This is a genomic window from Phascolarctobacterium faecium DSM 14760 (genome assembly GCF_003269275.1).
Classification (GTDB): domain Bacteria; phylum Bacillota; class Negativicutes; order Acidaminococcales; family Acidaminococcaceae; genus Phascolarctobacterium; species Phascolarctobacterium faecium.
The window spans coordinates 112284-132655 of the sequence record NZ_QLTS01000004.1 but is presented as its reverse complement, the minus strand read 5'-3'; the positions used below and the strand labels follow the sequence as shown (position 1 = coordinate 132655).

General features: G+C 47.3%; 13 protein-coding genes. 2 read left to right on the top strand and 11 right to left on the bottom strand.

Going from position 1 to position 20372, the window contains the following annotated elements; genetic code table 11:
- Nucleotides 1–44: 44 nt before the first annotated feature.
- From C8D73_RS06650 to C8D73_RS06615, 8 genes are all read right to left on the bottom strand, one after another.
- Complete coding sequence (locus tag C8D73_RS06650) at nt 45–2819, bottom strand: hybrid sensor histidine kinase/response regulator (protein WP_211305791.1); 2775 nt, start codon at nt 2817–2819, stop codon at nt 45–47.
- A 378-nt stretch (nt 2820–3197) separates the two neighbouring features.
- Nucleotides 3198–6545: an autotransporter outer membrane beta-barrel domain-containing protein gene (locus C8D73_RS06645; RefSeq protein WP_170123182.1), complete on the bottom strand. Its 3348-nt coding sequence runs from the start codon at nt 6543–6545 to the stop codon at nt 3198–3200.
- 47 nt (nt 6546–6592) lie between these two features.
- Complete coding sequence (locus C8D73_RS06640) at nt 6593–6994, bottom strand: helix-turn-helix domain-containing protein (RefSeq protein WP_113077703.1); 402 nt, start codon at nt 6992–6994, stop codon at nt 6593–6595.
- Between the two features lie 408 nt (nt 6995–7402).
- Nucleotides 7403–8494 carry an alpha/beta hydrolase gene (locus tag C8D73_RS06635; protein ID WP_370843627.1) on the bottom strand — a complete coding sequence of 364 codons (1092 nt, stop codon included), beginning with the start codon at nt 8492–8494 and terminating at the stop codon, nt 7403–7405.
- Nucleotide 8495: 1 nt separating this feature from the next.
- Nucleotides 8496–9326, bottom strand: a complete 831-nt coding sequence (locus tag C8D73_RS06630; RefSeq protein ID WP_113077702.1) for an SDR family oxidoreductase — start codon at nt 9324–9326, stop codon at nt 8496–8498.
- Nucleotides 9327–9387: 61 nt separating this feature from the next.
- Nucleotides 9388–10452 carry an alpha/beta hydrolase gene (locus C8D73_RS06625; RefSeq protein WP_113077701.1) on the bottom strand — a complete coding sequence of 355 codons (1065 nt, stop codon included), beginning with the start codon at nt 10450–10452 and terminating at the stop codon, nt 9388–9390.
- Nucleotides 10453–10473: 21 nt separating this feature from the next.
- Entirely contained in the window at nt 10474–11184 is a 711-nt protein-coding gene (locus C8D73_RS06620) for a carboxymuconolactone decarboxylase family protein (RefSeq protein ID WP_113077700.1), read from the bottom strand.
- Nucleotides 11185–11198: 14 nt separating this feature from the next.
- Nucleotides 11199–11681 carry a (R)-mandelonitrile lyase gene (locus C8D73_RS06615; RefSeq protein ID WP_211305790.1) on the bottom strand — a complete coding sequence of 161 codons (483 nt, stop codon included), beginning with the start codon at nt 11679–11681 and terminating at the stop codon, nt 11199–11201.
- Between the two features lie 184 nt (nt 11682–11865).
- Here C8D73_RS06615 and C8D73_RS06610 point away from each other — a divergent pair, with 184 nt between their 5' ends.
- Nucleotides 11866–12294 carry a MerR family transcriptional regulator gene (locus C8D73_RS06610; protein WP_211305789.1) on the top strand — a complete coding sequence of 143 codons (429 nt, stop codon included), beginning with the start codon at nt 11866–11868 and terminating at the stop codon, nt 12292–12294.
- A 142-nt stretch (nt 12295–12436) separates the two neighbouring features.
- Here the strand turns inward: C8D73_RS06610 and C8D73_RS06605 are convergent, their stop codons facing one another.
- Both C8D73_RS06605 and C8D73_RS06600 read right to left on the bottom strand, forming a co-directional pair.
- The gene (locus tag C8D73_RS06605) at nt 12437–12988 is read right to left on the bottom strand and encodes an IbrB-like domain-containing protein (RefSeq protein WP_021717866.1); all 552 of its coding nucleotides are present in this window, start codon (nt 12986–12988) and stop codon (nt 12437–12439) included.
- Nucleotides 12985–14307, bottom strand: a complete 1323-nt coding sequence (locus tag C8D73_RS06600) for a DUF3440 domain-containing protein (RefSeq protein ID WP_113077722.1) — start codon at nt 14305–14307, stop codon at nt 12985–12987. Before C8D73_RS06600 ends, C8D73_RS06605 begins: the two co-directional genes overlap by 4 nt.
- Nucleotides 14308–14678: 371 nt before the next feature.
- Between C8D73_RS06600 and C8D73_RS06595 the strand changes: the two genes are divergently transcribed.
- Complete coding sequence (locus C8D73_RS06595; protein WP_046431001.1) at nt 14679–16025, top strand: pyruvate carboxylase subunit B; 1347 nt, start codon at nt 14679–14681, stop codon at nt 16023–16025.
- Between the two features lie 52 nt (nt 16026–16077).
- Here the strand turns inward: C8D73_RS06595 and C8D73_RS06590 are convergent, their stop codons facing one another.
- A complete protein-coding gene (locus C8D73_RS06590; protein ID WP_113077698.1) occupies nt 16078–20316 on the bottom strand; it encodes an acyl-CoA dehydratase activase-related protein in 4239 nt (1412 codons plus the stop codon).
- Nucleotides 20317–20372 lie beyond the last annotated feature (56 nt).

Genomic DNA, 20372 nt, shown 5'->3' with positions numbered 1-20372 from the left:
CTGCCATAACCTTTACAACGGTCCTCCCTGGCTGCTGATCACCGCTACACCAGCCATTTATACAGGGTAGCAAACAAGACCTCCAAATTGATCGGTTTCGTGATATGGTCGTTCATACCGGCATTTTTCGCCTTGCCGACATCAGTAACAAATGCGTTTGCCGTCAACGCCAGAATAGGTATCCTGACCGCATCCTGACGTGACAGAGCACGAATCGCAGCTGTAGCCTCGTAGCCGTCCATGACCGGCATCTGAATATCCATCAGCACCACATCATAATACCCCGGTGCCGATCTTACAAACAGCTCCACTGCCGACTTGCCATTCTCGGCCGCCTCAACCTGCAGCCCCTGCATTTCCAGCAGCTCGACAGCAATCTCCCGGTTCAGCTCGTTATCCTCAACCAGCAGCACCCTTTTCCCTGCCAGTGCCTTATGCAGTTCCGGAACAGCCTCGCAGTCACAAGTATCTTTACAGGTATCACAAAACAGCTGCAGGACATGCAGCATCTTAGACTTAAATAACGGCTTGCTGATAAATGCATCGGCCCCTGCATCAATAAATTCTTTTTCGATATTGGAATAATCATATGCTGAAATAATGATGATCGGCACCTTGGCCCCTACACGTTTCCGAATAACGCGGACAGTCTCCAAACCATCCATATCTGGCATTTTCCAGTCCAAAATAACGGCATAAAAATCATCACGCCGTTCGTGCGCTTCCACTACCCGTTCTACTGCTTCAGCACCAGACAATACCCAGCTGCCGCGCATTCCAAGCTCCTGCAGCAGCATCGCCGCACTTTCGCACACCGCCAGCTCGTCGTCCACTACCAATACCGGCAGCCCGTTCAGCTCCTCATGCTCCTGCTCCTCTTTCAGCTGCAGCTCCAATGGTACAGACACAGTAAATATACTGCCAGTGCCGGGGCGGCTCTGCACCTCGATCGTGCCGTTCATCATCTGCACGATGTTCTGAGTGATCGCCAGACCCAGTCCCGTACCCTGTATCTTACTGATACTTTCATCTTTAGCGCGGGCAAACGGTTCAAAAATATGCTGCATATACTCATCCGGCATCCCGATCCCGTTATCAGTAAAAATAAATTCGTAATTGCCCTTTGTTGGCAGCTCCGATTTTAATTCATTGATCGTCAGACTGATCTTACCGCCATCAGGCGTATATTTGATCGCATTGGAAAGCAGGTTCATAAATACCTGCTGCAGACGGTCTCCATCAGTTATCACATGCTCATTGCGTACATTAAAGATATTGACCTTGAACTCCTGCTGTTTCTCCACCATCATCGGCCGACAGATACTGACGATATTATCCACAACGTCCGGCAGGCTGACATCCTCCAGCACCAGATCCACCTTGCCGCTTTCGATCTTCGACATATCCAGCACCTCGTTGATCAAACGCAGCAAATGCATACTGGAAACATTGATCTTACCCAGACAGCCGTTCACCTTCTCCGGTTCATGCAGGTTCGCCCTGGCAATCGCCGTCATACCAATGATCGCATTCATCGGCGTCCTGATATCATGCGACATCGACGACAAAAAATTGCTTTTAGCCAGATTTGCCACATGCAGAGACTGATACGCATCCTCTAAAGCCCGGCGCTGCCGCTCCTGCTCCATGCGCTCCTCAGTGATATCGATGCCCACGCTGTAAATAGACGGAATGCCATCCCAGCTATCCTCACCGCTCACATAACAGAACGTAACCGTCAAATTCCTTACCTCGCCGCTGCGGGTCACAAACTTAAACTCAGCCACAGTATATTCGCCAGTTTTGGAAATAGAACGCATCAAAGAAGCGGCCCGCTCCCTGTCGTCAGGATGCACATAGGACCATTTGGAATGAAGCTCATGTATAAACTGCCCGGCTGTATAGCCCAGCATCTCCAAAAATTTGCCGCCATACCAAAGCACCGTTTCGCAATCCCTGGCGTCGACCCTGGCCAGACCGCCGGGAATAGTTTTTAAGATCGCTTCCCGCTCCTGATCCTTCTTCGCCAGCTTATATTCGGCGCTCAGCATATCATGCGACAGCTCGATCCGCGACCTGCGCCCCTGCCAGTTAATAACTCTGTTTCTGATCATAAAAGTCTTTTTCAAATTGGGATTATCAAATTCCCACGCATAAACATCGTCCTCCGTCAGCAGCGCGTTATTGCAGAACGGACAGGGGCTGGTCCGTCCCTGAATGACCTCATAGCATTTTTTACCTGTTACCTCTGCCTTAGTAGTATGTAAAGTGGCGGCAGCCGTTTTATTCAAAAACAGCAGTTCATACGTTTCCAGATCGGAAATGTAAATATTCCCGACGTATTCGTCCATCATCCACTCAAAATAACGGGTCTTCTCTTCCAGCAGCTGGTCACGTTCAGCTTTCAGCCGTGTCAGGTCGCTGATATCAGAATAAACTGCCAGCGCCACAGGCTTGCTGTCCACTATCTCGCCTGTGATTATACCATCAATATTGATCCAGGCGCAGGTATTATCTTTAAGCGGCCGCCGGCAGCCAACCTTTACTCTGCGTTCTCCCTTTTGCAATACATCGTAAAACGCATTTTTTATTTTGGCAAACTCATCACCATGCCCTGTATAATATGCTTTGATATGGTGAAACAATGTCTGATACTCATCCTTACCAAAACCCGAACTTATATAAAAATTATCATTGGCCCACAAAATCGTCAACTCATCATCCAGTAAAAGTTTACAGACATTAATACCCGCACCGTCGATCAAAGCACTGTAATCAGTTACTGCATTCATTTCCCCAGGCTGTACCTGCTTTCCCATCAAGACAAACGCTCCTTTTATAATCCATTTGAAATAATATTTTCAGCAATTATATATTATTTTAACAAAAAACAATATATAATGCTATAACTAAAACAAATATTTTATGAATTCACAAGAAAAATATTGTCGCAAACTTTAAATTATTATTTTAATTTATTAAATTTCACGGTTTCAAAGCACCCCTGCCGCAAGGCATAAAAAAACTCCCTCAGGTCGTTTTATAAACCTGCCGGTCCATAAAACGACTTAAGCCTGTGATCCAAAGCGATTTATGGCCGCAGGCCAGATACACGCCGTGATCACTGCCGAGGAAGTAAAAAATATTATAATTTTAAAAATCAAGATAAAAATATAACCAGCTGTGTTTTTACTTATTTAAAAGCTAAATCTCACGCCGGCATTGATCTGCCACTTTTTTTGAAAAGCACCGCCGAAAGAACGCGCCACATCCATATACAGGTCATTGTTTTTGCCCAGCTCCAGTTCGCCGCCTAAATTCAGTTCCCACCAGCTGCCGCTGTAATCTCTGCAGTCGCGCAAGGTTTCATCTCCCAACGTCAGCACTGTGTCTGCTCTGCCGCCAAATTCATGCAGCAGGGAAGCCTTAATATAAGCACTGCTGCGCTGATACTTTTGACCCACTTCCAGGCCTATACGACCTACGGCGCTGTTAATGCCTTCTGACTCAACTCTGATTCCATAATCAGTAACAGCGGCCTCTCCATTGATATGACTGACCATAAGCTGCGCCTGTGGTTCTAAATACACGCCCTGCTCACGCTGTAATCGTTTACCATATTCCAAGCTCAAAGCTGTGGCCCTGGACTTATAATCACGTCTGTCAGCGGCGATACCAAAGGTATCGATATCGCCTTTCATCTGACCATGCTTGAGCACGATATCTACTCTGTCGCCAGACTGGCTGTGTTTACTGCCATATAGCATTACAGCAGCTGTCTGCTGTTCGCCGCTGCCGTTGCCATAGCCCATATTTCCCTTGGCATATTCAAACGCAGCGCCACCGAGCCACTCATTCATACTGCCTCCAGCTCTGTCTTTAAATGCAGCGTCATAACCGATCTGATAAGTCTGATAATTATTTTTAAAGGCTTCGCCACGCAGTTTGCCGTTGTTGATACGAGCCCATAAGCCATGTTCTGACCGTGCTTCCTTCAGCTCGGCCAGCCGGCCCTGCAGCATATCACTGCTCAACACCCAGCTGGAATACATGCTGTCTGCCGTTTGCAGGATGCTGCGGGCATCTTCTGTCGTTTCATTATGCAGACTCTCAAGATACCACTTGATACCGCCATCATTTTCATTGGAGATCTCTGTTTTATAAACATAGATCCCTCCTCTATAAATATCACTCGCTATAAAAGTATGCTCACCACTGGCATCATTTACCAGCAGCAAATGCAAGTCGTCACCCTGCCTTCTGCCGACTTCGCTGACCAGTATATTATACGTGCCTTTTGCATCACTGCTGCCGATAGACACGGTATCGCTTTGCCCCGTGCTAATATCGGCTCCCAGCACAAAAGTACCTCTGTCACCATTCAGCGTCCCGGTTTGTAATTTTTGGTAACCCGCTGCCTGCTCCATATCAATAACAGCATTATCACCGAAGTCGAGCCTGGTCAGATCACTATTGCCTGTCACTTTCCAAAAAGCACCGTTACGCAGCTTCATATTGATTTGTCCGTTACTTACAATGGCCGCCGCTCCTTCGTAATAAGAGTCGTCAGTCAGCAGATTTAGATCCAGCAGCCCACTGGTATGAGCTTGGATGTTGCCGGTCAGATAAACACTGCCGCTGCCTTCGCTGTTGACGGCAATACTGGCGCCGCTCTTATATGCTCTCAAAGCATAGCTTTGCCCCTTATTATCCAAAATAAGTCCTTTTTGAAAGTCAACTTTGCCGCCAGCAGTATAAACACCTACGCCTTGACCGACAGCATAAGTTTCTTTGGCATTACTTACACCAGTCTCGGCAACGATCTGCGCTGTTTCTTTAAAAACGATTTCCGCACTACCTGCACTATAGACCCCATACGCCGACCCGCTGCCGCTTTGCGCATGTACGGTAACAGCTTTATCTACTGTAACCTTACCGCCGGTATTAGCACTGATACCCATAGCCGTACCTTTAGTACTGGTCGCTTTTATAGCCGCTGCTCCCTTAAGTTCAACATCGCCGTTACTGAAGCAGCTGATACCTGCAGCACTGCCAGCACCGGCAACTTCTATAACGGTATTACCGCCGATCTGCGTCAAAGCACGATCAGACGATGTCCCGCCATTATTATTGCTGTTGATACCTGTGACAGTCCCGGTATCAGAAACGGCTTTGATCTGGGCATCTTCCGCAACCTCAACCTTACCGCCGTTCCAACTCCAAAGTCCTGTCACTGCGCCGCCATCACTTTTACCAGCAACCTTTACAGCTCCGTTCATCTTCACTTCAGCGCCGCTAAAGCCCTGCACGCCTCTGATTTCTCCGCTGCCGCTGACTACATCAACAGCTGTCAGACCAGTTACATCAATCAGACTGCCGCTACCGGAAGCAAAAAGTCCATACCCATAGTCACCTGCGGTTTTGACGTTGACCTGCAACCCCTGCTGCGCTGTCAAGGATGAACCGCTTTGAATACATGCTCCGGCCGCCATATTTTTGGTGTTATTATTAGTCTCCGCCGTTAAAACTGCCTGCTTGGCAAAATTTATTTTAGCATCAGGAAAATATACACATACAGCAACACAACCAACATAATCATCTAAACCATCATTATTATAGGCTGTGATCTGGGTCTCACCGCTGAAATTGATATTCGTCTTAATGGTGTCCGCTGGATTTACAAGGCTGCCATCAACATAAATGCCAAAAGCACCGCCTGTTAAAATAGTCTTATCCGCCTCAAAATTCAATATATTATCTTTATCACGCTCTGTCACCGAAACAGCAGCGCCGCCAACAGTGCCATCAGCATCTGTAGTTTTGATGACGGTTTCCCTGCCTTTCAGCGTCAGGCTGCCGCCAGCTACCTCGATTCCCGGACCACCTGTATCCCGCTTTCTATCCTCGGGATTATTTTCGATCAGTACACTGCCCTCAGTATTATCAAAACTGAAACTGCCGCCATTGACATAAATCCCCGTAGCCGAATTGATTTTCAAACTGTCGGCATTTTCAGTAAAAATAACTTTACTTGCCGCACCAGTAACCATTATACCCATGCTTGACTGTGTAAGATTACCTTCGCCGATATTAGTCACTGCATTGTCAAACACGATACTGGCGCCGCTATTGGCATGAATTGTATAGTTACTTTTTGGATATTCTGTCAGATCTGTCACATCCAGCGTCCCGCCGGTAAAAGTCAGGCTTCCGGTCGAACCAGTCGCCAAAATATTACCGGTATTTAAAGGGCTCACGCCAGTCCCCTTGCCTGTCAGCGTCAACTTGTCACCAATAGCTACCGTCACGGTCTTGCCGCTCACTTTGATTGGTTGAAAAGAGTTGCTCCCTTTATTCTCAACTGTGTTCTCCCCTGTAAAGGTATACTTCACTTCGCCGCTGACAATATCGACCTCTTTAATACTGCCATAATCTGTTTCATTGCCTGTAATTGCAGCATTATACTCTGCAGCACCGCCCTCTTTACAGACATTCATCAGCAATAAACTCAAAAGCACCGCTTTCCCTAACCTTTTTCTTGTCACTGTTTCCATCCCTTTCCCTTGTTGCCAGTCAATTTTTACTTAAACAGTTATCTGTAAGAGCAAATATTTCGCTGTATCTGCAGCAGCTTCAGCAGCAGCCGCACTTCCTCAAGCGAATACTGCTCCTGCCCCTCAGCATCAGTACCGCACCTGCTTTTACACTCACTTTTGCCTTTGTTTTCTGCCTCTTCACCTCCATCTGTACAATGCGCTCCAGCCCACTCGACCGCAGCAGCCCTGTCCAGCAGTGCTTCGAGCGAACATCCTAAAACATTGGCGCTGCGTACCAGCAGCTTCAAGCTCACCAGCACGTTATTATGCTCAATATTGCTCAGATGCGTCTGGCTGATACCAAGCCGCTCGGCCAGCTGGTGCTGATTAAGCTGACGAACACTGCGCAGCAGCTTGATATTGCTGCCGATACGCAGCAGGCATTTTTCATCGTACATCTTCCACCTCCACTTTCTATGTCTCTTGCACACTTTGGGTCAAAACATTTAAACAGGAGCGTTTTTATTTGTTCAGCATCAAAAATATTTGTTTTAATAATATTTATATACATTGTAGCACATCTGTACCCCCCCGCAAGACACTTACTTTTTGCCTGTGTATCACTTTTTCGAGTCTTGTGGCGCATTACGCCAGCGGCTTTAAAACTGTCGGCGTCTGCGCTTTTATAATGGCATTATTACCCGCATGTTTTAAAAGCTGCCTAAAACTATTGCCTAAATTTCACGTGCAGCGGCTGCCTGTGCAAGCCTGCAACAGTTTATCACCATAATAAAAACGCCTGCTTTGAAAGCAGGCACTGCAAAAATAAAACACGCACAATTTATTTGTGCGTGTTTTAGCTAACTTTAAATATCCAGTTTTTTTTCATGCAGCCACTTTTCCAGTAACACTGCTATTTCCTGATTATTCATATCCGAAAACGGAAAATGCGTGTTGCCTTTTATTCCTATTTCCGGTAAATGAACCACGGCAGCGTCGCCGCCGTGACGGTTGACAGCATCTGCAAATAAGCGAGCCATCTGTAAGCGCACGCGCCAATTATCCTTGTTCCATTCCGCTGTAGGCACAGCAGGAATGTTATCACCATAATAGATGACTATTGGTATTTTAGTCAGCTTCTGAAAATCTTCTAACGCTATTTCCCTTCCCGCTAAAGCTCCGAAAGGACTTGTGGTTTCCAGCGGTTCAGGTACCTCTCCTGCGGGAAAAATAAACCCGCTGCCCGGTTCATAGGCAACGACCGCACGGATTTCAGGATTTTTTATAGCTGCCAGCCAGCCCGGACCGCCCCCCTGTGAATGGGTAACTAAAATTCCCGGTCCAGATTTATCAAATACTGCAGCTACAGCAGCACTGATAATATTTTCATCAAATGCACCCGTATTGGGAGTCATTTGTCTGAAAAACTGATTTAACGCTTCCTGATTTTTTGAAAACTGTACTCCCTCAAAAAAATCGGGCCAGTTCCCCAACCTGAAATTGCTGAACCATAACTGGTCATAGGTGGCGGCACTGATATTTTCTGCCGCCGTTGACTGCCCCGCTCTACCGCGGCGAGGCTGATCAATAAGATAGGTGCTGTAGCCTTTGCCTAAAAAAATATTTTGAAACCCATCTCTGCCATCAGGGGTAGTTTCCCAGGTTTTAGCCGATTGCCCGGCACCATGCAGAAAAACTAACGGATATTTATGAGCTTTAGCCGGCTTTTGATAAAAAACATATGCGTGATCTCCGTGCAGCGACTGGCCGGACTGATCGCTCGGAACCCTGTAATTAAAACTTCCGTCAGATCTTACTACCGTGCCGCCGGCGGCAAAACTGCCCTGCTCGGCTATTAAAACTGGTTTTTCAAAGGCCTGAACTGATGTTGCTGCGGCAAACGTCAATACCATCAGCGCTAAAACTTTAGCCGCTTTTGCTTTAAGCACCTCTCTCACCTCACTTATCTGGTTTTAACGGTCCATAGAAATAAGCTGCTGTTGCGCCGCCATCAATCAAAAAATCTGCACCGGTGATAAATGCTCCCTGCTGGCTCAGCAGCAATTCGGCTACGTTGGCAACTTCATCCGCCGTTCCGGGGCGGCCTGCCGGGCATTTTGCAAACATATTTTTATAAAACTCTCCTCTGGGGCCGTTAAATTCATCAAGCGCAAGCGGCGTTACGATAATGCCGGGCGAGATAGAGTTTATACGCGCACCTTTTACGCCCCATTTGATAGCTTCTGCCATTACACGTTTTACATTACAGCGTTTAGCCATTTGATACGCATGCAGTGTGTCTTTGATATTGGCCGGCTTTAATACTTCCAGCTGCAGCAGTTCTTCTGCCGGTGTAACAGCAAGCTGTTCGTCTGTTTCCGCACCTAAGGCAGCCATTCTGTGCCCAGACTGGCTGGATATCGTAACACCAGTACCACCAGCTTTGATCACTTTTCCTACTTCTTCCAACAAAACTGCTGTACCGTATAGATCCACTTTTAAAATAGTTTCGACAGAGGCCTGACTGGGTGAAACCCCGGCAGCATTGATAAGCATTGCGATCTCACCATATTTCTGCGCTGCAGCTATCATATTTAAAATTGATTTGCGCGAGGAAATATCCGCTTCTACCGCTACAGCGTCAAATCCGGCCTCAGCCATTATTTTAGTTACGGTTTGGGCGTTGTTTATATTTTTATCACTAACTACAATTTTTTTACCATGACCCATTCTTCTGGCGATCGCCAGGCCAATTTGTCCGGCACCAGTTAAAAGTATTACGTCCTGCATATACAAAAACTCCTTTCTTCAACATGCTGATACAATTTATTTTACTGCTGAATGCTGCTGGTTACAGATGTGCGCCGTAAAAATCCTGTAATTTGGCAACAAACTGATTTACATACTGCGGCTGATAATAAGTTTGGATATGGGTCGCTCCGTCTACTAAAAACAGTTCTTTGTCCTGGGTGCCGGTTGCTTTCTGGAAGGCTTCCTGCGACATATACAGCGAATCTGCTTTGCTGCCGGCCATCATCAGCAGCGGCTGGTCAATCAGCTCGATATTATCGGCCGCATCCCACGACATCAGTTCCATTAAACTGCTGGTTGTATAAGCAAAGGTAGAATTGGGATGTCTGTGAGTTTTGCCATAATACATCATCCCTTCACGATAAAGGTCATTAGTTATTTTATTGATGCTTTCTTCCGTCAGCGCGTCAAAATCAACTGTGCCTGAATAAGCAATTTTACCGGTGGCGATTTCTTCTGCCCGCGCGTCAGAAGCCAGCTGCAGACGTTCCTGAACTGTATCCAGCTGGCTGTTCATATAGCCGTTCCTTCTTACCTGTCCGGAATTGAACATACTTAAGGTCGCAACTGCTTTAAAGCGTTTGTCTGATTTGGCTGCATTCAAAGTATAACCGCCTCCGCCGCAGATGCCTAAAACTCCCAGACGGTCTTTATCTACCCCGGCATATGCGGAGATAAAATCTGCCATACCATGAATATCCTCTGTCCGAAAATAGGGTTTATCTATATTACGGGGCGTGCCGCCACTTGCTCCCTGATAGGCAGCATCGGCAGTGATCGTAACGTAACCGAGCTCGGCTAAACGCTGAGCATAAAGCCCCGCTACCTGTTCTTTTACCCCGCCATTGGGATGCGCTACTACTATCGCGGCATATTTTTTATCGCTGCTGTAATCTGCCGGAGTGTACACATTAGCGGCAATTTTTAAGCCGTGCAGCTTATACTTTACCGGATGAATATTTACCTGTCCGGCCACGTTTTTAGTTATCGCGCCCTGATAGACCAAACCGTATTTATTGCTTTCTTCTGCAGAAGCTGCCCCGCTGAAGCCAATGCCTAGCGCTAACACCAAACCAGATAATAGTAATTTTTTAGTAAATTTCATAATAACCTGTTCCTTCTTTCTTTATTTTTGCAGTAATAAACTGTCCAAAACCCGCTGTGCATTGCTGCCTGTTGCAGGGCCCGCTTTTTTATCCAGCAGCCTTACTGTTTCCTGCAGCTGCTCTGCGCTTATGCCAGTATTCATACTGACGCGCATATGCGAAGTCAGCTGGGCATTGACATTACCGATGCCTGCCAGCGCGCCGACTGTTGCCAGTTCTCTTTCCTGGCGGTTCAAAATATCACGTTCAAAAATATCGCCAAATAGATGTTCTTTCAGAAAGACGCCGATCACCGGAGCAAAATCATAGGTTCTGCCTGCCACGGGGCGGCCTACCAATTCGGTTTGAGTTTTTTCACCAATAGCATAGCGGTCACGTTTAGGATCTACCGGTGTTGCGTCACGGCCGATTTCATCGACGATACCGGCAGCCTTACGTTCATCTAAAACAGCGATCAAAGTATTGATGCCGTTCAAACTGCGCGGAAAACCGCAATAGGCATACATTTGTACTAAAACCTCTTTCACTTCATTGACAGTCATTCCATTGTCCAGAGCCTCGTTGAGCGCCGTTTTTAGATTAGGCAGGTCGCCCTGGGCGGTAAAGGCAGCTACAGTAACGATACTGGCCTGCTTAGCAGTCAGCGCTTTTGCAGCAGCTGCTTCACTATTGCCGTTAAAACCTGCCATACACACTGCCAAAGTCAATAATAATAAACTTTTTTTTAACATTTCCTCACCTCATTTTATTTAGGATACTGCCTGTCAGTTACCGTTTCCAGCCAGGTAACGCCTTCGTCACTGACTTCAGATACCGCAATATGCGACATCGATGTATTGGAAGAAGCTCCGTGCCAATGCTTGACGCCCGGCGGACACCAGACAACATCGCCCGGGTACAGGGCAACTATTTCCCTGCCCCATTCCTGCGTATATCCAAAACCTTCTGTGACGATCAGCGACTGACCTGTAGAATGGATATGCCAGTTAGTTCTTGCTCCGGGGGTAAAGCTTGCTACTGCAGCGTAAGTTTTCGAAGGGCTGTGGGCACTGAACAGACTGGTGGCCCAGGCTGTGCCTGTAAAATTTTTAGGGTTCGCCTGCACCGTCGCATTACTGCCGGCTTTCGTAACTGTCTGCAGCCCGGCGGTTTCCGCAGCGGCGACACTGCACAGCAGCAGCATCCCGGCAGCCGCTGCCATGATTTTTTTAGTTTTGCTTTTTAACATTTCTTCACCTCTTTTTATTTTTGTCTAAACCTGATAAAGCAATTTACTTTTTTGTTTTCATTTGTTATAATCAGCATAAATCCTCGAGCTAGCTCGAGGTCAAGGGTGTTGTTTGTGAACTATTTGTAAAATAAAACTCTGTTGGCTTGTTTGCTTTATCACGGCTCTTTTAAGGAGGTAAATCATGAATTATACTATCGGCGAATTATCCAAAATAATGAATGTTTCTATCCATACCCTGCGTTATTATGATAATGAAGGACTGCTTCCCTTCGTACAGCGCAAACCGAACGGCCAGCGCATCTTTACCCATCGCGATTTGATTTTTCTTAATACCATCGAATGTTTAAAATCTACCGGTATGCCTTTGAAGGAAATAAAACAATATATAGAATGGTGTATCGAAGGTATGCCGACGGTACCGCAGCGTTATGAATTATTTTTAGAGCGCAAAGCTATCGTAGAAGAACAAATAGCACAAATGCAGAAAATACTTGCAACAATAAATTACAAATGCGATTTTTATAAAAAAGCGATCGAAACAGGTAAGGTCGATATTTGCGAATCGGAACGTCAGCTGTTAGCGCAGAAAATTTTAGACGGAACGCTTTGAGCGTCTTACTTCCTGCTGCCCGTTCTCGCTCTGTTTCATAGTAAGTATATTTTTAGACAACGTTATAAATCCATGCATAAAAAAACAGACATTCATTCTGAATGTCTGTTTTTCGTTAAATATTGAAACACCATGCTGCTACTTATTTCTCAACTTCTTCCCACTCGTCCTGCAAGTCATTTTCAATCGCTTTCCAGGCTCTGCCGAACTCTACTTCTTTAAAGAGTGCTGTCAGTCCGGTAATCTGCTTCAACCGCAGTATTTCATCCTTATCCATACCCAGATGCCTGGAGATCCAGGCATCCGAACGCCCCAGCTCATGCAGCTCGCTGATGATGTTGCTCATCAGGTCGACATCGTGCGAGCCTCTGGCCCGGTTATGCCTGATCGTGCTTGCCATCCGGCAGTCGATGGGCTTATCGATGACCGATACCGGCAGTTTGCCGCCTTCCCGTTCGTAAATATCCTGATAGTCCAGCATAATGCGGTAACGGTGAAAACCGTCGACGATTATATACAGATCTTTTTCGCTGTCATAATAACAGACGATGGGCATAGTGTAACCGTCTTCCTTGATGCTGTCATACAGCAGCTTCAGCTCCGGCGGCGCCACAGAGTTGGGGTTGTAGGTATTAGGCTCGATTTTTTCGATTGGTACGGAAATTATGTTGTAAACAGGACTGCTGAATTTCATTTTTCATCACAAACCTTACTGTATTTTTTCTTCAGAACATCTACCAGCTTCTGCTGCTGACGTGTCAGCCCAAAGCCCATAAAGCGGCACAGGTGGTCGTTTTTCAGGATGCAGAAGCACATCCGCTTCCAGCTGGGGATATCTTTGGTAGATTTGATATCGTCGGTATGGTCAGGTATTTTGCCGATAAAAACAATGCGGGAGTTTTTCATGACGGTGTAATTGGAAACGCCGTTGCGCCGGATATTATAGCCGTGTTCCTCCAGCTCGCGGATAGTTTCTTCTTCCAGTCCGCCGCCCACCGTATGCCAGAATTCAATCGAGGTTTTGAATTTTTTGATATAGCTCTGCCTGAGCCTTGCCGGCAGTGTTGCCAGTAAAAAGCGGGTATATGATTCCCAGGTATGCCCTGCCGGCAGTGTGATATTTTTATAACCCATGGCTTTCGTTCTGCCATAAATAGCACCGAAATTAGCGCCCCGTACACGGCCGATAAGCTTGACCCAGATCTGCGGATCGATGACCCGATACAGATTGAGGCTGTCTTTGGCATAATCGTTAAAGGGTGAAGCGACACGCATTTGGTCGGGTTTAAGCCCTGCCATATAATAAAGGTCGTACAGACGGTTATAATCATATTGAAACGTATAATTGGCGTGCCAGACATCGCTGGTGCTCCAGTCGTATATGGGCGAAGCCACCCAGACATTTTTGAACTGGTTGCTGATCCAGCAGGTTTCTTTGTAACCGTATTTCCGGTTCAAAAAACCGCTGTAACGCTGCAGCGATTCATCAGCGCGAATCCCCAGCAGGCATACTGTTTTTTTGTCGCCATGCGCGATACGGTACCACCTGCCGAATTGTTTGGCCAGGTCTTCCTGATGCATACGGTAACGATAGGTCGTCATCGGGTTATTTTTGATGTTGATCACATATTCGTGCTGAGGCATCGGCCTGACCCAGGCATCTTCTTTGGTGTTGTCCCAGGGATACCAGTACATTTCGTAGCTGCTGAGTGCCGTCCTTGTCGCCATCGGCAGGCAGACCCAATACGGCTCCACATCTTTTTCGATCCGTGTAAAGGTCCTCTCAACGTATTCTGTGGTAGCGCTGTACTGCGCTTCAAAATCCTGATGAAAAACGCCGATGCGTTTATCCGGATAATGTGCCTTTTGAAAATCAAGCACCAGATTGAGCAGCAGACCACTGTCTTTACCGCCGGAAAATGATACAAAGATATTATCAAATTCCTCAAACAGGAACTTTAACCGACGCTGCAGCGCTTCATATACATTTTCGTTTAAATATTCCCTTTTCATCATAATTCTATCCCTAGACTTTCAAATTTATATTCATTGCAATAATAATATATTATATATTATATGTCAGTTCGATTCAACACACCCGAAACAGTCTTTATCAATAGCTTTAAAGCTGCGGCAAATGTTACTTTTAGAAGCACTTTACTGTTCTTGCGTGCATAAAATCCGAATGCAGATACCTGCCGGAAAAATTTTTTTGGTGCTTTTATAAGGTCAAATTATATTTTATGATGTTTGTTATTATAAATATTTAAAAAGCCTTCTAATTAATAACTTTTCCTGTGTATGCAGTATTTTGTATCTTTTAATTTCGACTGCACTGTGCTAAAATAACAGTAAGGATATTAGTTATTACAAGGAGGTTTGTTATGAATACCACACCTGTTAAAATCGTAGAAACTGTTCTGCGCGATGGTCATCAGTCTCTGGCGGCTACCAGAATGCGTATTACCGATATGGTTCCTGTTCTGGAGGAACTTGACGATATGGGCTATTATGCCCTGGAGGCCTGGGGCGGCGCTACTTTTGACGCCTGCCTGCGCTTTTTAGATGAAGATCCGTGGGAACGCCTGCGTACTTTAAAAAAACATTTACCCAAAACACCGATCCAGATGCTGCTGCGTGGTCAGAATATTCTGGGCTACAGCCATTATGCTGATGATGTTGTAAAAGAATTCGTTAAACGTTCTGTCGATAACGGCGTTTCCATTATCCGTATTTTTGACGCTTTAAACGACACCCGCAATATGGAATGCTCGATGCGTGCCGCTAAAGAAGCAGGCGCACACGTACAGGGTGCTTTTGTTTATACTATCAGCCCCTACCATAAGGACGAAGACTTTTTAAAGGTTGCCCAGGAGCTGGTGCAAATGGGCGCCGATTCGATCTGCATCAAGGATATGGCAGGACTGCTGTCGCCGTATAATGCCGAAAAACTGGTACGTACGCTCAAATCGCAGCTTACCGTGCCGATCGATATCCATACCCACTTTACCAGCGGTATGGGCGATATGACTTACTTAAAAGCTATCGAAGCCGGCGTCGATATGATCGATACCGCTTTATCTCCGTTCGCGCAGAGCACCGGCCAGCCTTCTACCGAGGCTATCGTCGCTACCCTGCAGGGCCAGCCACGTGATACCGGTATCGAACTGACCAAGCTGCACAAGGCTGCCGATTATTTCCGCGGCGTCAAAACACAGCTTGTTAAAGATTTTGGCCTGAACGACAATATTCCCATCGATCCTAAGGTACTCACCTTCCAGATCCCCGGCGGTATGCTGTCGAATCTGCTGAATCAGATGAAGGAAATGGGTTCTGCCGATAAATATCCAGAATTACTGGAAGAAATGCCGCGTGTACGCGCCGAGCTTGGTTATCCGCCGCTGGTGACACCTACCAGCCAGATCGTAGGCTCTATGGCTGCTTTGAACGTCACTTTAGGACGTTACAAGATGATCCCGAATGAAGTCAAAGACCTTGTACGCGGAAAATATGGCCGCACACCTGCGCCGATCGATCCTGAAGTCAAAAAACTGGCTATCGGTGACGAACCGCAGATCGATCATCGCCCTGCTGACGATATTGCGCCGCAAATGGAAAGCCTGAAGGCCAAACTGGCTGCTGCCGGCTATCCCAACGCCGACATCGACGATGTTTTATCTTATGCCCTGTTCCCTGATGTTGCTTTAGCTTATTTCAAAAAACACCGTTGACCTGAATACACAAAAGCCGTATGTCATAAGACATACGGCTTTTTTATGTATTTTATGCGTTTATGGCTTTTTCTTCTGCCTGCTGCAGCTTTTCTTTTGCTATTTCCAGCATCAGTTTGATCCTGTTCATTTGATTGACCTGGCTGGCATCCGCGTCACAATCAAGCGCAATGATATTCGCCTGAGGATCAGTGCGCAGAAGCTCGCGGATCATGCCCTTGCCGGTAACATGATTCGGCAGGCAGGCAAACGGCTGCAGGCAGACGATATTATCTATGCCGCTGCGCAGCAGCTTGGCCATCTCGGCAGTCAGCAGCCAGCCTTCGCCGGCCATATTGCCGGTAGAAAGATGTTTTTCTGCCAAAGCGATCAAGGCCGATAAAGGTTCATAGGCACTGAAGCGTTTACTCTTTTGCAGCGCTATATTCAGCGGCTTGCGGTAATAATCCAAAAACTTCATAAATAATTTGGACTTGATCACATTGCCCAGCGTTCCGTCCAGCAGACGGCGTTTGACCTGTTCGTCATAAGCCGCATACAGGAAGAAGTCCATCATATTCGGCAGTATGACTTCGGCGCCTTCAGCTTCAAGATAGCTGACGATGTTATTGTTGGCAACCGGATGATATTTGACCAGTATTTCGCCGACGATGCCTACCTTGGGCTTGCGCACATTATCACGCAGCGGCAGCACATCAAAAGCAGCAGTCACCCGTTTGATCGTCTGTTCAAATGATAAGCCAGTCAAGCCTGCCAGGCTGTCCTTGCAAAGCTGTGACATCAGTTTATACAAAGCATCGGCCGCGCCCTTTTCCTGCTCATAAGGACGTACGCGATGCAGCAGCTGCATCAGTAAATCGCCATACAGCAAGCCTTTGACCATATCCTTCAGCAAATGCCACGACAGCGAAAACCCATCGCTTTTTTCACCATACAGCGAAAAAACAGGTATACTGCCAAGCCCTGCATCACGCAAAGCGCGGCGCATCAGAGCGATATAGTTGGTCGCACGGCAGGCGCCGCCCGATTGGAACAGAGCGATACTGGTTTTATTCAGGTCATATTTTCCTGACGTCAACGCCCGCAGCATCTGCCCAATAACCAGGATAGCCGGATAACAAATATCATTATTGACATATTTCAGACCTAAGGCTACTGCTTCCCGATCCGGCAGCGGCGCGATCTCCAGCTTGTATCCGGCACGGCGCAGAGCAGTTTCCATAAACTGGAAATGCACTGGTGAAAGCTGCGGCGCCAGGATAACGTGTGTATTCCGCATTGTTTTTGAAAACGACGGCGGTATATAAGCAGGTATGTCTGTTTCCTGATGTTTATCAATACGTTCGCGCATGGCCGCCAGCAAAGAACGGATACGGATACGTGCGGAACTGATATGGTTGATCTCGTCGACCTTCAGTAAGGTATACAGCCTGTGATGACGCTCTAAAATCTCTTTTACTACGTCTGAGGTGATGGCATCAAGCCCGCAGCCGAAGGAACTGAGCTGAATAAGCTCTAATTCCTTATGTGCAGCCACAAATTCTGCTGCCCGATAAAGCCGGGAATGCCACGACCACTGGTCAACAACTACCGGCAACTGCCCTTTAAGGCTTTCCGGCAGGTCGGCAACCGCATCTTCCGAAATGACTGTTAAACCAAAGGAGGCGATCATCTCCGGCAAACCGTGGTTGATTTCCGGATCTGCGTGATAAGGACGCCCTGCCAAAACTACGGCATGCCCATGCCCGTCCAGCACTTTTTGCAGCAGCTTGTGCCCCATATCTCTGATTTCCTGCTTATAGCTAAGCTGTTCGGTACGTGCTGCCTGTACGGCAGCTTCCAGTTCCTTATGCTTCAGGCCTTCCTGACGGAAAACTTCTGCCAGACGTTCTGCCAGGCGTTTATCATGGTACAGCGGCAGGAATGGATGCATAAACTCAACATCGGCCGCCCGCAGCTCTTCCATATTGGCGTAGACACTTTCGGCATAGGTTGCTACGACCGGGCAGTTATAGCAGTTATTGGCTTTCTGACATTCTTTTTCATTGTAAGGAACACAGGGATAGAAAATCTTTTTGACCCCTTTTACCAGCAGATCATGGATATGTCCATGTACCAGCTTGGCCGGATAACAGAGTGAGTCGGAAGGTATGGAGGCCATGGCCGATTCGTACAATTCCTTTGACGACGGCCCCGACAGCTCGACCCGATATCCCAGCCGGGTAAAGAGCGTGAACCAGAAGGGGTAATCCTCGTACATATTCAAAATCCGCGGTATGCCGATGACACCGCGCTTAGCGGCTTCTACCGGCAGCGGTTCGTAATCAAAAACCCGGTGGTATTTATATGCATACATATTAGGCGCGCTGGTATTGGTCATTGGCAGCCCCGCACCGCGCGGGCAACGATTGCCCGTATGAAATACTCCTGCCGGGAAGTAGTGAGCAGTTACCAAACAATTATTACCGCAGCCGCCGCAGCGATAGCTTTTACTGCGGTAGTCAAAAGCAGACAGTGTTGTGGCATCTACCAATGTCGATTTTTCCTGACAGCGGTCGTGCGCCAGCAGCGCAGCGCCAAACGCACCCATCAGCCCTGCAATATCCGGTCTGATGACTTCTTTGCCTGTCAGCTGTTCCATAGCACGCAAAATAGCATCGCTGTGGAAGGTGCCGCCCTGCACGACGATGGTATCACCAAGCTCGCCTGCGTCACGCAGACGAATAACTTTATAAAGCGCATTTTTAACAACGGAAATAGCCAGCCCGGCTGCAATATCGCCAATGGCCGCACCGTCCTTCTGCGCTTGTTTTACTTTAGAATTCATAAAAACAGTACAGCGTACACCCAAATCAACGGGTTCTTTAGCTGTTAAAGCCAGCTTGGCAAATTCACCAGCGTCAAGCCCCAGCCCCTGCGCAAAGTTTTCGATAAAAGAACCGCAGCCGGCACTGCACGCTTCATTCAGCATCAGGCGGTCAGGAATACCATTTTTCACAAAAAAGCATTTGATATCCTGTCCTCCGATATCGATCAAAAAGGAAACCTGCGGCGCAAAAAACTGTGCCGCCCGTAAATGTGCTACGGTCTCAACTTCGCCGAAGTCAGCGCCAAAAGCGACCTTCATCATTTCTTCACCGTAGCCGGTAACAGCCGCTCCGCCGATCACAGCCCCGGCAGGCATTTTTCCGTACAGATCCTTTAAGGCAGCAGCGGCGATCTGTACCGGATTGCCGTTATTACCGCTGTAATAAGACCACAGCAGTTTGTTATCCTCTGAAAGCAATGCCATTTTTAAAGTTGTCGAACCGGAATCGATACCCAGATAACATTTACCGTTATATGCGGCCAAAGCTTCACGCTCTACCTGATGCTGGGCATGTCTGCAGCAGAATTTTTCATAATCAGCTTCATCTGCAAACAGCGGCGGCAGTTTTGCCACTGCGTCCAGCGGCGCATCGTTCACTTTTGCCAGGGCCTGCAGCAGCTTTTCTTCGTTAAAAATCTCGCCGTCCTTACCTGCCAAAGCAGCACCGATAGCGACGAAGCAATCCGCATCTTCAGTTATCAAAGCTGCGTCAGCCTGCAATTTTAAAGTAGCAATAAACTGCTTGCGCAGCTGCGGTAAAAAGTGCAGCGGGCCACCCAGGAAAGCAACTTTGCCGCTGATTGGACGTCCCTGCGACAAATTGCCGATCGTCTGATGAACTACCGCCTGCAAAACCGAGCCGGCAATATCTTCTTTAGAAGCACCGTCGTTGATCAGGGCCTGCACATCAGTTTTAGCAAAAACACCACAGCGTGAGGCGATCGGATAAATACGCTTGCAACTTTCTGCCATACTGCCAAGTCCGGTAGCGTCAGTACCCAAAAGCGACGCCATGTGGTCGATAAACGCGCCTGTGCCGCCGGCACAGACACCGTTCATACGCTGTTCCGGCGAACTGCCCAGCCAGGTTATCTTGGCATCCTCACCGCCTAATTCAACTGCTGTTTCCGCTTCGGGCAGCAAAGAACGAAGCGCCGCGCGACAAGCAATAACCTCTTGTACATGCGGCACCCCCATACGTTCGGCAAATCCAAAACCAGCCGAACCGGTCAATATCAACGAAAATTCCCTGCCGTCAATAATAGCGAGAATTTTCTGAATCTCTTGTAAAAATGCAGTGCTGGGATCTGACAAATGGCGAAAATAATCTTTAAAAATTATTCGCTCCTTTTCATCTAAGACCACAAATTTGATCGTAGTCGAACCAATATCGACCCCTAAATGATAAATCATCTTCTGCATATAAAATCCCCCTGTCAGGAAGCAGCGTCTCTTCCTGTAGCCACAAAACTTAAAGT

Bases quoted from the DNA above. Each gene is read 5' to 3' on its own strand.
- C8D73_RS06605 (WP_021717866.1), bottom strand. From the start codon at position 12,988: ATGAAATTCAGCAGTCCTGTTTACAACATAATTTCCGTACCAATCGAA.
- C8D73_RS06615 (WP_211305790.1), bottom strand. From the start codon at position 11,681: ATGTTAAAAAGCAAAACTAAAAAAATCATGGCAGCGGCTGCCGGGATG.
- C8D73_RS06595 (WP_046431001.1), top strand. From the start codon at position 14,679: ATGAATACCACACCTGTTAAAATCGTAGAAACTGTTCTGCGCGATGGT.
- C8D73_RS06610 (WP_211305789.1), top strand. From the start codon at position 11,866: ATGAATTATACTATCGGCGAATTATCCAAAATAATGAATGTTTCTATC.
- C8D73_RS06600 (WP_113077722.1), bottom strand. From the start codon at position 14,307: ATGAAAAGGGAATATTTAAACGAAAATGTATATGAAGCGCTGCAGCGT.
- C8D73_RS06625 (WP_113077701.1), bottom strand. From the start codon at position 10,452: ATGAAATTTACTAAAAAATTACTATTATCTGGTTTGGTGTTAGCGCTA.
- C8D73_RS06630 (WP_113077702.1), bottom strand. From the start codon at position 9,326: ATGCAGGACGTAATACTTTTAACTGGTGCCGGACAAATTGGCCTGGCG.
- C8D73_RS06640 (WP_113077703.1), bottom strand. From the start codon at position 6,994: ATGTACGATGAAAAATGCCTGCTGCGTATCGGCAGCAATATCAAGCTG.
- C8D73_RS06590 (WP_113077698.1), bottom strand. From the start codon at position 20,316: ATGCAGAAGATGATTTATCATTTAGGGGTCGATATTGGTTCGACTACG.
- C8D73_RS06620 (WP_113077700.1), bottom strand. From the start codon at position 11,184: ATGTTAAAAAAAAGTTTATTATTATTGACTTTGGCAGTGTGTATGGCA.
- C8D73_RS06650 (WP_211305791.1), bottom strand. From the start codon at position 2,819: ATGGGAAAGCAGGTACAGCCTGGGGAAATGAATGCAGTAACTGATTAC.